Source organism: Desulfotomaculum sp. 1211_IL3151 (assembly GCF_036763075.1).
GTDB lineage: Bacteria > Bacillota > Desulfotomaculia > Desulfotomaculales > Desulfotomaculaceae > Desulfotomaculum.
Genome location: NZ_JBAIYV010000021.1, coordinates 21,447 through 36,789 on the forward strand (window position 1 = coordinate 21,447; position 15,343 = coordinate 36,789).

At 41.6% G+C, this 15,343-nt stretch carries 15 protein-coding genes; 9 read left to right on the forward strand and 6 right to left on the reverse strand.

The genetic code is table 11. The features are described 5' to 3' along the window. Positions 1-20: 20 nt before the first annotated feature. Together V6C11_RS03390 and V6C11_RS03395 are read right to left on the reverse strand one after the other, a co-directional pair. Positions 21-1,229 (reverse strand): HD domain-containing phosphohydrolase, encoded by a 1,209-nt coding sequence (locus V6C11_RS03390; protein ID WP_333529670.1) that lies wholly within the window; start codon positions 1,227-1,229, stop codon positions 21-23. Between the two features lie 164 nt (positions 1,230-1,393). After that, a complete protein-coding gene (locus V6C11_RS03395) occupies positions 1,394-3,712 on the reverse strand; it encodes a GGDEF domain-containing protein (protein ID WP_333529671.1) in 2,319 nt (772 codons plus the stop codon). Positions 3,713-3,876: 164 nt separating this feature from the next. On the opposite strand from V6C11_RS03395, the gene V6C11_RS03400 reads away from it, so the two are divergent. Continuing rightward, complete coding sequence (locus tag V6C11_RS03400; protein ID WP_333529672.1) at positions 3,877-4,569, forward strand: response regulator transcription factor; 693 nt, start codon at positions 3,877-3,879, stop codon at positions 4,567-4,569. A 132-nt stretch (positions 4,570-4,701) separates the two neighbouring features. Here the strand turns inward: V6C11_RS03400 and V6C11_RS03405 are convergent, their stop codons facing one another. After that, entirely contained in the window at positions 4,702-4,863 is a 162-nt protein-coding gene (locus V6C11_RS03405; protein ID WP_333529673.1) for a hypothetical protein, read from the reverse strand. A gap of 346 nt (positions 4,864-5,209) precedes the next feature. Beyond that, positions 5,210-6,103 carry a phosphate ABC transporter substrate-binding protein gene (locus V6C11_RS03410; RefSeq protein WP_333529674.1) on the reverse strand — a complete coding sequence of 298 codons (894 nt, stop codon included), beginning with the start codon at positions 6,101-6,103 and terminating at the stop codon, positions 5,210-5,212. A 296-nt stretch (positions 6,104-6,399) separates the two neighbouring features. On the opposite strand from V6C11_RS03410, the gene V6C11_RS03415 reads away from it, so the two are divergent. From V6C11_RS03415 to V6C11_RS03430, 4 genes are all read left to right on the forward strand, one after another. Further along, positions 6,400-6,729 (forward strand): PadR family transcriptional regulator, encoded by a 330-nt coding sequence (locus tag V6C11_RS03415; RefSeq protein ID WP_333529675.1) that lies wholly within the window; start codon positions 6,400-6,402, stop codon positions 6,727-6,729. A 16-nt stretch (positions 6,730-6,745) separates the two neighbouring features. Continuing rightward, positions 6,746-7,462, forward strand: a complete 717-nt coding sequence (locus V6C11_RS03420; protein ID WP_333529676.1) for a pentapeptide repeat-containing protein — start codon at positions 6,746-6,748, stop codon at positions 7,460-7,462. A gap of 267 nt (positions 7,463-7,729) precedes the next feature. After that, positions 7,730-8,107 (forward strand): BlaI/MecI/CopY family transcriptional regulator, encoded by a 378-nt coding sequence (locus V6C11_RS03425; RefSeq protein WP_333529677.1) that lies wholly within the window; start codon positions 7,730-7,732, stop codon positions 8,105-8,107. Further along, positions 8,100-10,895: a M56 family metallopeptidase gene (locus tag V6C11_RS03430; RefSeq protein WP_333529678.1), complete on the forward strand. Its 2,796-nt coding sequence runs from the start codon at positions 8,100-8,102 to the stop codon at positions 10,893-10,895. The genes V6C11_RS03425 and V6C11_RS03430 overlap by 8 nt, the downstream gene beginning before the upstream one ends. Before the next feature lie 257 nt (positions 10,896-11,152). Here the strand turns inward: V6C11_RS03430 and map are convergent, their stop codons facing one another. Continuing rightward, a complete protein-coding gene (map, locus tag V6C11_RS03435) occupies positions 11,153-11,899 on the reverse strand; it encodes a type I methionyl aminopeptidase (protein WP_333529679.1) in 747 nt (248 codons plus the stop codon). Between the two features lie 18 nt (positions 11,900-11,917). After that, on the reverse strand, positions 11,918-12,535 hold the full coding sequence (locus tag V6C11_RS03440) for a TetR/AcrR family transcriptional regulator (RefSeq protein WP_333529680.1): 618 nt from the start codon (positions 12,533-12,535) through the stop codon (positions 11,918-11,920). A gap of 258 nt (positions 12,536-12,793) precedes the next feature. On the opposite strand from V6C11_RS03440, the gene V6C11_RS03445 reads away from it, so the two are divergent. The 4 genes from V6C11_RS03445 (at position 12,794) to V6C11_RS03460 (ending at position 14,866) form a co-directional block, all read left to right on the forward strand. Beyond that, a complete protein-coding gene (locus V6C11_RS03445; RefSeq protein ID WP_333529681.1) occupies positions 12,794-13,171 on the forward strand; it encodes a CidA/LrgA family protein in 378 nt (125 codons plus the stop codon). Next, on the forward strand, positions 13,168-13,863 hold the full coding sequence (locus V6C11_RS03450) for an LrgB family protein (RefSeq protein WP_333529682.1): 696 nt from the start codon (positions 13,168-13,170) through the stop codon (positions 13,861-13,863). Before V6C11_RS03445 ends, V6C11_RS03450 begins: the two co-directional genes overlap by 4 nt. 352 nt (positions 13,864-14,215) lie before the next feature. Beyond that, a complete protein-coding gene (locus tag V6C11_RS03455; RefSeq protein ID WP_333529683.1) occupies positions 14,216-14,497 on the forward strand; it encodes a DUF5316 family protein in 282 nt (93 codons plus the stop codon). Between the two features lie 117 nt (positions 14,498-14,614). Next, positions 14,615-14,866 carry a hypothetical protein gene (locus tag V6C11_RS03460; protein ID WP_333529684.1) on the forward strand — a complete coding sequence of 84 codons (252 nt, stop codon included), beginning with the start codon at positions 14,615-14,617 and terminating at the stop codon, positions 14,864-14,866. Positions 14,867-15,343: the final 477 nt, after the last annotated feature.

Here is a 15,343-nt window from a genome sequence, read left to right on the forward strand (position 1 = left end):
AGATGAGATTAACCTACGGATCAATCATTGCGGCTACAATACCCGCATAAGAAATTGCAATTTAACTCATTCGGGTACCGATTTTGTTTGTGCATGGATACAAAGGCCTTTACCATATAGGCATCAAATTGACTTCCGGTATTATTCTGTAATTCCCATAGGGCCTGTTCCTTTGACATTCCTTTTCGGTAGGAACGGTCTGAGGTCATGGCATCCCAGGCATCAGCAATAGAAACAATGCGTGCTTCAAAGGGAATATCTTCACCAATTAACCCATTAGGGTAGCCTCTACCGTCAATTCTTTCATGATGATGGCGGATAATGGCACTGGTACTTTGCAAAAAATCCACTGGCTGCAAAATGGTTACACCAATAACCGGATGGCTTTTAATTATTTCATATTCTTCCTGGGCCAGCTTGCCGTTCTTATTTAATATCGCTTCCGGAATGCCTATCTTGCCTATGTCATGTAAGAGTGCACCATATTCTATGGTTTGAATTTCCTGGGTACTAAGTTTAAGCTCCTGGGCCAAAGCTACTGCTACACGGGACACATTCTTGGAATGGTTACGGGTATATTTGTCCTTAGCATCGATTGCTGTAACCAGGGCAGCGATGGTTTCCAAATATACACATTTTTTGCCGTTTTCTAATTTTAAAAGTGTATTATGCAGCACTAATGCTGCTTGGCTGGCAAAGATAGATATTGTGGCGATATCCTGAGGTAAATAACTAGCCGAGTGATCTCCTGCCCCGGTATGTCGTCGATGCATCAGCACGAGAATGCCCACCGTTCTTCTTTCTACAATTAAAGGTACAGAAATAAAGGCAAGTAAGTCAGGGTCAGCCGTAAGCATTTTCCTGAAATCTGAAGAATTCTTAGTAATATAAGTAACTTCCCTGGCAACCTTCGGTTTATTGATAAAATTAGCATGATCTAAGATTCTTTGCAGTTGGGTACTCGTCATATCTCCTCGCACAAGCATTATCTGCACTTTATTGTATAACTGATCGGTTAATAAAATTCCACCGGCCTCACTTTTTGTAATCTTAAGAGCTAAATCCAAAATAGAAGCCAATGTACTTTCCATATCCGTATTTTTAATCAAAGTAACTAGGACTTGGTTAATAAACTCCATATTCCCGAGTCTTTTCTTCAAGGCCTCTTTACTTAAGTTGGAGTAGATATTTGCATTTGCTCCCCAAAAGCCCCCTTCTGGATATAACATTATGGGACACCTCTTTTTCAAGAAAATATAATTACTGCCATATATTCTTTAAATCAAATGATAATGATAACCTTTATCAATGTCAAGTAAAAGTTTTTGTTAGGCTGGCTGGAAGGAATATAGGCAGACGCGACCTTTCTATCTTTAAGCCCTTTTATTCCCGCCTATCCCAAAGGGAGACAGTCTCTATTGTTTCGGACATAGATGCTGCCTTTTTTTGTTTTGGTATAATTTTTTAATTGTACCGCATTCTTGACAAACTCTTCTGAGGAACATCCTCCCTCATAATCTACGATGGCCATGGATACAGATACCAATGGAAACCACATCTTTCTTCCTTGACGATCCTGGCCATAAAAGCCTCCCAATTGCTTATCCTTGGGTGAAACAAGACCTTTGACTAAATGATCAAAATAGCGGATATAGCGTTGGCAAACAATTTCTGCACAGTGTTTTTCAGTAAATACAATAAAATCATCCCCGCCGATATGTCCCACAAAGTCTGTGTGTGTGCCAAACTTTTGTACGGTACCGGTCAAAAGTCTCGCCGCCATGAGAATCAAGCGATCACCTTGCTCAAAACCATACCGGTCATTGTAGGACTTAAAGTTATCTAAATCCAAATAGATACAGGCAAAGTCCCTTTGTTCAGTTATTCTATTATGCATCTCCTTTTCAATGGAATTATTACCCGGCAGGAATGTCAGGGGGTTGGTACCCTTGGCTACCTCAACACGAATCCTGGTCAAAGTATCTAATAAGGATTGCACGGATACAATTCCAAAAAGTGCATTCTCCTTTATCACCAGTACATTGTCATAAAGTTTATTTTCATTACGGCCCATGGCTTGCTGAGACACCTGTTCCAGAGGGGTCGATGCGTCTACCATAAGAGGTCCCCGATCCATCACCACGGAAACAGGACGTTCAAAATAAAGAGCTACACCATACTGTGTTCCTAAATATCGGTCCAAATGTTGCCGCATGATTAAACCTACTGGTCGGCCAAAATCGGTAACAACCACTCCGCTTAGGGGATCATTGGCATCAAATATCTCCTTTAGTTCCCTTACTGAGGTATTTATATTCACCTCAATTGCAGGTTTGCAAATTTCTCCAATGGGGAAATCCTTTTGCCATACACCGGACGGGCTTCGCCTTGACAGTAAAATAATTTTTTTGAGTGCCTGGGAGGATAAATTTGGCTTGGGGAAAGCTGGCCGAGCAAGAAAATAGCCCTGTCCATAATGTACCCCAATGGAGCAAAGAGTCGCCAATTCTTTCTCTGTTTCAATTCCCTCGGCTATAATGCGGCAACCTATTTTCTGGGCAAAGGTAACAAAGGTTTCCAGCAAAGCCCGTTTTACTCTGTTAGTCGAGATGTCTCTCACTAGGGAGGCATCTATTTTAATATATTCCGGTCTTATTTCTGCAATGGTTTGCAGGCTTGAAAAGCCGGCACCCGCATCATCCACCGCCACTTGGTAGCCCTGACCACGATAATGTGATAACGTCTTGTTAAACTGACTAAAATCGTTAATACTATGTCTTTCTGTAATCTCAAATACGACGTTATTTGGGGAAACCTTTCCGTCATCTAGTAGCTTTCTTGTCTCTCCTTTTACAAATTGAGGGTCGTTAACCGTATAAGGGTGAATATTTAGAAAGAGTTTTTGAAATTCATTAACTTGCCCAAAATTGTTTATGGCTAGTTCCCGACAAATCTTTTCTAGCGGAAATAAACACCCTACCTCTTCGGCAAAATTAAAAATAACAGCTGGCGAGAAAAACGCACTGTCCTTTGGTCCTCTGGTCAATGCTTCCCAGCCCAAGACCTCACCCGTTTGCAGTGAAACAATTGGCTGATAAAGAATTCGAAAGTCTTTTTTCTCTAACAAATCATTAAATTCCCCCAGTAAGTGTACGGTTTGCTGGCTCCAGGTGCCTTTCGCCACTCTCTGGGCTTCTTTTAGGGCATTATACAGTGCCTGCTCTGGGGTTTTGTTGTTACAACAATTTATAATAGAGCAGCCGATATGCAGTTTTAAACTGTTCCCAGTTAGTTTAATAAGATCTAACTTTAAATTTTCCTCTAACGTTATCCTTAAAGCCGTGGCCATCTTAATAAGTTGTTCCTTAGAAATAGAAGTCTCCTGCTGAAGAATAATCAAAAAATCATCCCCCCAAAGATTTTCCACCACTATTTCTCCAGAGCAATTCGTAATTTGGGCTGTTCTGTGTTTTAGGGCTTCATGAAGTAAATTCAGAACTTTTCGCGCAATGTTATCACCCGACAGCTGCACAACTTGATGAAAATCAACAATGTCAACATAAATTAAAATAATTTCCGATTTTGCGGACATCATTTGATGTAATTTTTCTAACAGGTATGATCCATGCAAAAGCTGCAGTAGTAAGCTTTTCGGGGTAAGTATCCCCTTTAATGCTCTACTTATCTTTTTAATACTGTCTAATAATAACAAGCTTTTCAGCCCCCCAACATATCTGGTTAATTGTGGTTAACCATATTTTATACCGCTCCCTTTAGGGTACAGTTAACAAGAAGTTAAGAAAACTTAATACTTCAGTTAGGAAAACCTTAACAATGGATCGATATAATTTAATTAATCTAGAAAGGGAGGGTGTTATGGCCAGAATTTTAGTGGTAGACGATGAAATCAATCTTCTGGAATTAATCAAATATACATTAGAAAAGGATGGTCACAGGGTGATTACTGCTATGGATGGCAAAGAGGGCTGCCGTTTGTTAGAACGGGAAGTTCCTGACTTAATCATTCTTGACGTCATGATGCCAAAACTAGATGGGCTTGAGTTTTGTCGACGCTTACGCAGTAAACCGGACACAAATCGCCTTCCCATTATCATGGTTTCCGCCAAAGGAGAAACCATCGACCATATTGTTGGCTTAGAGATGGGTGCTGATGATTATCTATCTAAACCTTTTAGCCCAAGGGAATTGGCATCTCGGGTAAAAGCAAATCTCCGTCATCTTCAATACCAAAGGAATAAATCTCCTCAAATATTAAAAGTCGGCAACATTGTTCTGGATTTAGATAAAATAAAAACAACCGTTAATGAAGAATTAGTAGACCTAACACCGAAGGAATTTAAACTCTTGAAAATATTAATGTCCAACCCTGGCAAAGTTTTTACCAGAGAGGTTCTGCTTGATCAAATCTGGGGGATTAATACCATGATTGATACTCGTACTGTGGATGTACACATACGATACATTCGTCAAAAAATCGAAAAGAACCCAGCCAATCCTGATTATATTCTAACTGTTCGAGGAGTTGGGTATAAGTTTAGAGAAATATAAAAAACTTCCATACCGTTAACGGCACCATCAAAGAATGAAAACCTAATGTTATCCTGAGCGACAGCCAGGGATCTAAATACTAGCCTTTCAATGTTAGAATATCCTTAGCTAGCTCAGGATGAAAGCTGATAGCTAACAGACGACCCTAAAGGAATATCCCCTAGCCCGTAATAAATAAAAAAGCCGAAGGTATCTTGCTACTCCTTCGACATGTTCGTTCTTCTCCTGTTCTTCTTTCTTGATTTTCTCTAATCCTATTTCTTCAAGAATTTTATCTATCAATTCCTTCGTCAATATATCACCTCCCTTCATTCAAGTATTAGCAAATCCTTCTTAGTTTCTTTTTCAACACCTCAATATAGCCCATCATAAAAGGTATAGAGGTATTCCGTACCTGCTTGGTTTAACGCCAATTTTTTCTGCAAGTTGCTTAGCCATATCGCAGTTGCCAACGGAAAGGTAGCTATGAGCATCACGATTGATGGCTATTCGTACCATTATAAAATACATAAGTAAAGGTGATGTTGAGAGAAGGTAAATTTTTATTTAAGTTTAAATAGAACAAAACCTGCATCATTCTAGTGAGTACGGGTTTGTTCTATTTAAACTTCTGGGGTGGTTGTAATATTTTACATCGGTACTATTTAGCACCCTTTTCAACTTGCATATCTTTCACAGGAATATAACCAAGTTGTGGTACCAATGTAACTTGCACATCATCCGTCAGCATGTAGTCAAGGAAAGCTTTTGCTGCACCTTCCGGAGCACCCTTTGTATACATGTGCTGATAGGACCAGATATTGTATTTGCCAGTGGTAATGCTTTCCTTATTTGGTTCTACGCCATCAATTTTCAGAGCTTTAACTTTGTCATCAACATAGGAAAGAGCTAGATAGCTGATGGTACCGGGGGTTTCATTCACAATCTTTTTAACAGTACCGGAGGAATCTTCCTCTAAACCTTTAACTTCTTCCTGGTTATCCAAAGCATATTTCTTAAAGGAAGCGCGGGTACCGGAACCCTTCGCACGGTTTACTACAACAATTTCTTGATCCTTACCGCCAACTTCTTTCCAGTTGGTCGTTTTGCCAGTGAAGATATCAATAAGTTGTTGTTTGGTCAAATTATCCACGCCTACAGAAGGATTGACCACTGCCGCAAAGCCCACCACAGCAACCTTGTGATCAGTTAGTATACTGGCATCAATACCATCCTTTTCTTCAGCAAAAAGATCCGAGTTGCCAATTTGGGCTGCACCACTGGAAACTTGGGCGAGACCCGTTCCGCTACCGCCACCTTGAACCGTAATTTGAACGTCCGGGTTTTTGCTCATAAATTGGTTAGCGGATTGCTCCACCAGTGGTTGTAATGCTGTGGAACCTACTGCCGTAAGGCTACCTTTAACCTCTGCTACATCAGCCTTTTTGTCTTCGCTATCCTTTGCTTCATTAGCTGTGCCACCACAACCAACTGCAAATACTAAAAGTGAAAGACAAGCTGCCAAAACCAACAATCCCCTTACTTTCTTAAACAATGTTATTCCTCCCTGATTTTATTTTAGAATTTATGCCGTAATCTTTCGGACAAATTAATCATAACGTTTCTGTGTTAAGATTTAATGAACACATTGTAAAGATCCCGTATAGAGTTTGTTAAGTTTACTTTAACATTCCGCTTCAAAACATAACTGTCCTAGTTGCATTTTCCTTTCTTCTCGTTAACCAATTCTACAATCATCTTTTGTATTTAATATTTTTATTATTACGCGCAGTATAGTATCTTGACAGACATAGTAATTTTCTTTATGCTATACTTGCAGAGGTGAAATAAATGACGGGCCTAAAAATATCATCTGACCTGATTCGGGGACATATCGATACGATTCTATTAAAGCTCTTACTAAAGGGAGACAAATATGGCTATGAGATTAGTAAACTTGTCCATTCTGGTTCAAACGGTGGGTATGAGTTAAAGGAAGCTACCATGTATTCATGCTTAAAAAGGCTGGAACAGGAGGGAAATATAACCTCTTACTGGGGAGATGAGACTCAGGGGGGACGAAGAAAGTATTATCGGATAACGGACAAAGGGAAAACAACTTATATTGACAACAAAAACAACTGGGAGTATGCAAAGCGGATCCTTGATAATCTGATTTAAGAAGGTGGAAATCACGATGAATGAGAAATTAAAAAAATACCTAGACGGGATTTTTGCTCCTTATGACGATTTAAAAGCCGTGCAGGAATTGAAGGAAGAGCTGTTCAATGATTTACAGGAAAAGCTGAATGACTTGAAAAACGAAGGCTACGATGAAGACACTGCTTACAATACGACAATTAATTCAATCGGCGAGGTCTCGGAAATCATTGAAAGTATTCATACAAAAACATGTGAGTTGCAGCAAATGGTGGGCATGGATTTTTCTAAAAGTAATCTGCCGAACTCGGATTTTAAAGCAGTAAAAGTCCTCGACGGGAAGTTTAACTACAGCAACTTGCAAGGTTCGGATTTTAGCCATTCTGATTTAAGTAACAGCTCATTTAAATGCAGCAATTTAAATCACGTGAAATTTGACGGCACCAATCTTACCGACGCTAAAATAGAAAAATCGAGTCTTAAAGGGGCAAGTTTTAAAAACAGCGAATTAAAGGGTACTATTTTTAAGTATTCCGATTTATCCGGCGTATGCTTTGATCATCAAACCCTCCATGGTACCAATTTTGATTATTCCGGATTGAAAGGAACCACTTTCCGGCATGCCGTACTAAGAAACGTTTCTTTCAAGACCGATGTCAAAAAAGCAATTTTTGACGGTGCAACAATGGATAAACTGACTTACGCCCTTTTAAAGGGTTATCGGGCTAAATTGGATAATGTCACGGTTATATAAAGGATCTGGCTTTTTCCAATAGCCAATTTTGGCTATTGGAAAGCTTCCCAAGTTTACTACCTCCAACCGGACCGACCATAATGAAGAATCTGTGGTAATTTGTTTTTGATATCATTGCCCTAACGATTCACGATCAAAACACAGATTGTCAAGGGGCGAAATGATGCGTAATCTATTTTTCTCAAACAGAAGAATTTCAACATTGATATTTTAGTCTAAATGAGATAGACTGAAGATGGTTTATTTTATTTAGACTGGAGAATAACGATGGCTAAAAATATATATCTTACAACAGCAGAAGAAAAACTTGCGCATCTGATTTGGCGGCATGCACCATTGACCTCGCCGGATTTGGTCACGCTGGCAGAGCGCGAAATGGATTGGAAAAAATCAACTACTTACACTGTGCTGAAGAAGCTCTGCGATAAGGGCATATTCAAAAACGATCATGCAAACGTGACTATTCTGCTTACCCAAGATGAGCTAATCGCACATCAAAGCCGCCGTTATGTTGAGGATACCTTCGGCGGGTCGTTGCCGAAATTTATCACCTCATTTTTTGGCGGCAAGAAGCTCACACCGACGCAAGCCGCAGAGCTTCGACGGCTGATTGACGAACACGAAAAGGGCGATGTCAATGGATAAATTGTTCCTCACAATTTTGAACATGAGTCTGACGGGGGCATTTGTTATCGCGGCGATATGCTTTGCCCGTCTTCTGCTCAAAAAAGCCCCGAAAATCATTTCATATTGCCTTTGGGGTGTGGCAGGATTTCGGCTTGTGTGCCCGTTTTCAATCGAAAGCGTTTTCAGCCTAATACCGTTTAAGGCGCAAGCCATACCGCCAGATATAGCCATGCAAACCGCACCGCGCATTGACAGCGGCGTAACGGTTATAGATAACATCATCAGCGGTTCACTCCCTGCACCCGCACTTGGGGCGAGCGTAAACCCATTGCAAATTTGGACAACCATCGGCGCGTTTGTATGGCTTGCCGGTGTTGCCGTAATGCTCATTTATGGCGTAGGGTCCTTTATTATCCTTAAACGAAAGATGCGGGAAGCGGCTCATGCCGAAGCAAATATTTATGAAGCGGCAAACATAAAATGGCCTTTCGTGCTTGGTATTTTCAAGCCGAAAATCTATTTGCCGCTCGGCTTGTCCGTGCAAGAACGAGATTATATTATTCTGCATGAGCAAACGCACATTAAGCGGTATGACCATATTGTCAAATTCGCAGCATATTTCATTTTGTGTGTGCATTGGTTTAACCCGTTGGCGTGGGCGGCATTCCTGCTGATGGGCGCGGATATGGAAATGTCATGCGATGAGCGCGTGTTGAAAGAACTGGGCGGCGAAATAAAAAGGGATTATTCGCTGTCGCTCTTATCCTTAGCGACGGATAGACGTATCATCGGTGGCAGTCCGCTTGCTTTTGGCGAAGGCGGCGTTAAAGAAAGAATAAAAAACGTATTGAATTTCAGAAAGCCGTCGCGGGTGATTATCGTGGTGGCGGCATTAGCGATGGTACTGAGTGTTGGGTTAGCGGTGAACAGAGCCACCGATGGAAGCACTATTGCTTCAATAATACCAATGTCTATGAACAATGTTGCTAAGAAGCCGCACTTTGCCGGAACAGTAACGCAAGTGTATGACCATGCTATCCTTGTAAGTGTCAAAGAGGGCGAGGACGTGCGCAGGAGCAGCGACTTGATACGTGTTTCTCTCAATGTAAAATTAAAAGACAGCATGACCCATTTTACCGTTGGCGACAAGGTTATTGTCTATTATAACGGTGAAATCGCGGAGTCCTATCCGGCGCAGGTAAATACCGTTTATGCGATTGTTCTGACAAGCCCGGATATGAAGGTAAATATGGATGACCTGAAAGCGCTTTCCGCAATGCGTACACCTTATGTTGGCAACAATAGTGCAGTCGGAAAAATTATAGATGCTCTCCCAAGACTTGACAGAGATCATACGCAACGGTTTTTTTCCATCGGCGACGATTACCATACGGGCTGTGCCCCGTTTACGCTTACCGTCTACTATGAACCTAATGACACAGAAACGAGCGCCATAAGAAATATAGCGGTTACGCCAAAAAACTCCGTGTTATTATTCTCGCTGATCGATAACCTTGAAGAAATAAACTATGCTTTCCGTTCAACACCGAGTGATGGAAAACTCGACAAGACGGCTTACATTTCCCGCGTAACACACAACAAGAACGATATAACCAAGTATCTTGGAACAATCGGACTTGGCTGGGAAGATTTTAAGAATGACTGGCACGGTTCCGTTGAAAAGCTGTTTGCGGCGCGGCCCGTATCCGCATACGAGCCGCGCAAATGGCTGGATTACTACTTAAATGAACAAATGCCCTGGGGTCGCAGCTTGGAATTAGAACTCCCCGCATACCCGGATACTGTGTTTCGGTGGACGCCGTACGAAGTCAAAGCCATTGATTCTCACGGTGAAAAAATACTCTTTTTCGGGATGCCGATTTGGAATGTATATCTGGCAGACTTAACCGACGACGGGCTGCCTGAATTTTGTGCGACGGTCAGTATCGGTTCTGGAATTGTTGATACTCGCGTGACCGTCTATGATTACGCTGCCGGAAAGCAGTATGATTTATCAGACCGTATGCTCTATGATTATGCTTTGTCAATGGAAGGTGGGCAATTAGTCGTCACGCAATCAGAATATAATGGTGCAATACGGACAACCGGTAATCTGGCGATTGTTAACGGTGAATTGACTGTCGTCGGCATTGACCACAGAAGGCCTGAACTTGAACCGGACAAGCAGCGTCCCCTAACACTTGAAGATGTGCGAACCCTCGCTAAAAAGGGAGATCGCCTGCTGTTTGAGGACTTTCGGCAATACATAGGCGTAAACGTCAGCTCAAGCCTTGACTACTATATAATGGTTTACGGTGTTGAGGGTGGTTATCGTTTAATCGTACACTCCAATCAGAGCGGCAAGCCGGACAGCGTAAATCTTGAAAGTATTTGGGCAAGCGGCGGAAGCGGTATCGACATCCGATCTGGAGATATCGATGGGTTTTTGAGCAAATGGCCTATTATTATGCGGGTGAAAGATGGTACAGCAACACCATCGGGGGTAACCCTTGCACTCAAAAATGTCACGAATACCGAATACACTTACGGCGAAAGTTACACTGTACAGCGCAAAACGGATAATGGATGGATAGCTGTCAAACCTGTCATCAACAATTATGGTTTCAACTCCATTGGATATATGTTACCGGCAATGGGAAGCAAAGAAATCATCATTGACTGGGAATGGCTTTACGGCAAACTTCCCGCCGGTGATTATCAAATTGCTAAAGAAGCATTATTTGTCAGATCCCCGGGCGACTATGACACATTCACATTGTTTGCGGCATTTACAATCGCTGCATGAGCATTGATAGGAGTAGCTGCCTGCAACCCCCATTTTTTCGATAAACATTGAAAGGAACCACTTTCCGGCATGCAATACTAAGAAACGTTTCTTTTAAGACCGATGTCAAAAAAGCAATTTTTGACGGTGCAACAATGGATAAACTTACTTACGCCCTTTTAAAGGGTTATCGGGCTAAATTGGATAATGTCACGGTTATATAAAGGATCTGGCTATTGGAAAGCTTCATAAGTTTACTCCCTACAACCAAGGATTGTTTATTGTTCAGTCAAAATTAGGGGCCCATCCTTAGTAATCGCGATTGTATGTTCATATTGGGCTGAGAGCTTACCGTCAGCCGTTCTTGCCGTCCAACCATTCGGGTCCATTTTACAGTGGTGTGTCCCTACATTAACCATCGGTTCGATTGTAATGACCATTCCCTCTTTTAATCTTAGTCCCCTACCGGGCCGACCATAATGAAGAATCTGTGGTTCCTCGTGTAAACATCGACCGATCCCATGACCAGTAAAATCTCTCACAACGGAATAACCCTCTGCTTCTACATAGGTTTGAATCGCGTAACCAATATCTCCTAATCGATTACCAGGAAAAGCCTGCTTAATACCAATGTATAAGGACTCCTTCGTAACTGCTAATAAATGCTTTTTCGTTTCGGAAATATTACCCACCGTATGGGTCCAGGCGGAGTCGGCTAAGCCGCCATTTAAATTAACAACCATATCAATCGTTACGATATCCCCATCTTTTAACGGTTTATCCGTAGGAAACCCATGACAAATTTCATCATTAACAGATGCACAGGTTGCATAGGGGTACCCCCTGTAACCTTTTTGCTCTGGCGTAGCACCATGCCTTGCTAAATACTTTTCCACAAAAAGGTCAATCTCCCGTGTTGTCATGCCGACCTTTATTATTTTGGCAATTTCCTTATGACAAGAAGCCAATCGTTTCCCAGCCTCATGCATTAAGTCAATTTCTCTTTTACTTTTTATCGTAATCATACGAAAATCCCTTCTTTTTTATCTTTCCATCCCTCTAACAAGCAGTTTTATGACCCCATCGCGCCATTCTGAGTCAATGAATTCATTAGTTGCCTTCTTGCCAAAATAGCCACTTACTGCCCCGATTAAAGTCCCAAAATAAAATTGAGAAATCGTCTCCGGTTCAATCGATACAATTTTTTTAGTATGAACTCCCCTCCTAATTGTATCTAGTACAGGATAATAAATGTGAATATAGAAATCACTACGCAGCTTTTCATAATTTTCAAAGAGGATGGGTTCTGGTTGAAATATATACTTAAACAAAATAAATAGGTAGGGTCGTTCGATCCATTGTTTTAGCTGGGCTGCCGCAAAGTATTCTAGCCGTAACAAGGGGCATTGATTAACACGAATGGTTTGCTCGGTAATCACTCGTGCCTCTTCATAGGCTTGATGCATCAATTCACCCAGCAGACTCATTTTATTGTCATAATAATGATAAACAGTCCCTCTACCCAAACCAGCCCTCCTAGCGATGTCACCCATTTCCAAATTAACGCCTTTTTCCAAGAAAATTTCTGCTGCGGTGTTTTGAATTTGAAAAATACGCTGCCTTCTAATGGCTTCATTCTGCTCTTTTGTTCGAGGAGTCAATTTTTGTCACCCCATCTTTGACATTCACGCATGTCGATTAAAACTTAGGGGCATTTTACCGTAACACAACAATAAAAGCAACTGTGACCACAACAAAACCATCCCAACCCACACTTGTTCAGCAGCAAACCTCACCCAATAGCTTATTGGCTACCGAGGCGATACAGCGAAAAGCGAATTGAAGTTTCTATATGGCCAGCAAAATTTGCTATAATAGGTACGGTTCTAAAATTATTGACGTTAACAAGGAGGGCTTCTGTGCACTGGTTGAAAATCATCTTGCAAATTGCGTTACTTTGGTTAATCTTCAAGGCAGGTGACCTTGTGGTATCCCTACTGCATATTCCTGTGCCGGGTAATGTTTTTGGTATGCTGCTACTTTTTGGATTGCTGACTTTTAATGTTATTCCATTAAAGTGGGTGGAAGAAGGGGCGGGTCTCTTGTTAAAACACATGGCTTTCTTCTTTATACCCATTGCTGTTGGTCTAATGATTTGGGGGGATCTTTTTCTGGCCCAGGGTATACAGCTCCTGGCAGTTGTTATGCTTGGAGCCGTGGTAACCATTCTTACGACGGCCTATAGCGTCCTGTTCTTAGCCAAAAAGTACGATAAGGAGGAGGGCGAGGGAGCATGAACCTATGGATTACCCTTTTCGTTATCGTCCTTACTGTTTTCAGTTATTGGTTTAGCCGCCGCTTAAACCGGCGGAATCCAACTTCTCCCCTAACCAATGTGGTATTTTTAAGCACTACCATCATTATTCTAACGCTGGTGGCCAGCGGTTTAACCTTTGAGGACTATACACCGGGCAAAGACATTATGACATTCCTATTAGGACCAGCCACGGTGGCATTGGCGGTCCCCCTGCACAAAAACGCCCAGGTATTAAAAAGATATCTCGTACCCATCCTATCGGGTATTTTTCTGGGGGTTCTGTCCACCCTGCTATCTGTGGCAGCTCTGGCTAAACTATTGGGTCTTGATCCCGTGATTACCCTGTCCATGCTGCCCAAGTCTGTAACGGTTCCCATTGCCGTGGAGATTACCCGCATTGTAGGGGGTGACCCAGCCCTTACTGCTGCCTTTGTGGTGGCCACCGGCACGGGTGGTTCGATGATTGCTTTTTGGTTATTGGATCTTTTTAAGATTCAAAATCCCATCTGCAGGGGTTTGGCCATCGGAGCCACCGCCCACGGTCAAGGAACAGCCATCGCTATCCAAGAAGGCGAACTGCAGGGAGCCATGTCGGGTATTGCCATGGCATTGGCAGCCATATTTACTTCCTTCCTGGCCCCGTTTTTAATCCCACTGTTGTCAATATCCTAATATTCGGGCTGGGTTAACCTTGTATCGCAGTATATGCTTAATGAAGAAGGAAATTCCACTTTGCCCACGAATACCAAAGCTAATGGAAAAAGGAACGGCAGGTCTTCTCCATGACTATTGCTGTGAAAATTTTAGATAAAATTATGAAAGAAACAATTCCCGCTATTGAGAAAAGCAAGAACAAATTTACCACATTGCTGAATCCCCTCGTTTGGAATACCAGCGGGTGGAGGAATAAATCGATGAAGCGAAAAATAAAATTGCTACTATTATTAAATATGATATTATGCTTACACCTCATAGGGACGACATCATCGAGATGGTCGTCCCTTATTTTTCAGGAGGGTTATAAATGAAAATACCCTTTCTCATTGGCGTTGCCATCCCTCTTTTAATTGCTTTGATATTCCGTTCAACGGATGCAATTATTAGCTACTCATTCTTTATCGGTCTAGGTTTTTGGATCATTTCCGGGTTTATTCTTGGTGCTTTTGGTTCCGGCAGCGATACACGGTCTCATTATCACTCCACCCCTGAGGCTGACCGACCTGAACGATCCAAATGGGCAAGAAAATTCTTTTACCTGGGTCTGCCTGGCATGCTTATCGGCATCGTTTATTTGGCCTGGGGATAACTAAAGCAAATAACGAAATACGAATATGGGGGATTCCGGAAGCACTGAGAAGGTAAAAGTAATTCTATATCAAAAGGGCGACATCGTGGATGGACGTCGCATTTAAGGAGGTGATTCATGATGTTTCACAGCGGTATATTAAATCCTTTTAGCCTGAGTATTATCCCTCTTTTAACTGTTATCCCTGTACTAATAACCTTTGTATTAGGTATTGTATTGGCCTATTACGTTTATCGGGACGCTGAAAAGCTAGCCAACCCTCCCCTGAAAATTCCACCGATTATTTGGGCTTTGTTTGTTTTTTCATCCATGGGAATGGGTCTTATTGCTTATTGGTTGATCAATAAAAGTAATTTAAATAGGGAATAGAAAAATATCAAATACGTGGTGATATGAACCCTCCAACGGGGGATACAACACCAGTCTGCCGTCCCCTTGTCAAAAAATAGCTGCCCCGGAATGTTAGGCCCTATTCACACGGGTATAATAAACAATCCCCAAAGTTCCAGTCCCGGCATGAAGACATCCCCATTTTTTCAAATTATTCCCTCCTGAATATGTAACATAAAGTTAGATATTTTCACCATCGTTCACGTTGAAAAGCATGGCCTTACTAAGCAGGAATTTTTGATGAAATACCCCTATTTTAGAGAACGACAATTCTGAGGAACTACAACTAGATGGCAGTTCCTTATTTTTTTATCCAGCTGAGATTCGTATTATTTTCTATCGTCTTAGGCCTATTCATTTGCTAAATTAAAGTTTTTCCGGAATTAACACAAACTTAATCGAACTCTAACAAACTTAACCCTAGATCTACTTGTTTATAACATTCATAAGGTAAAT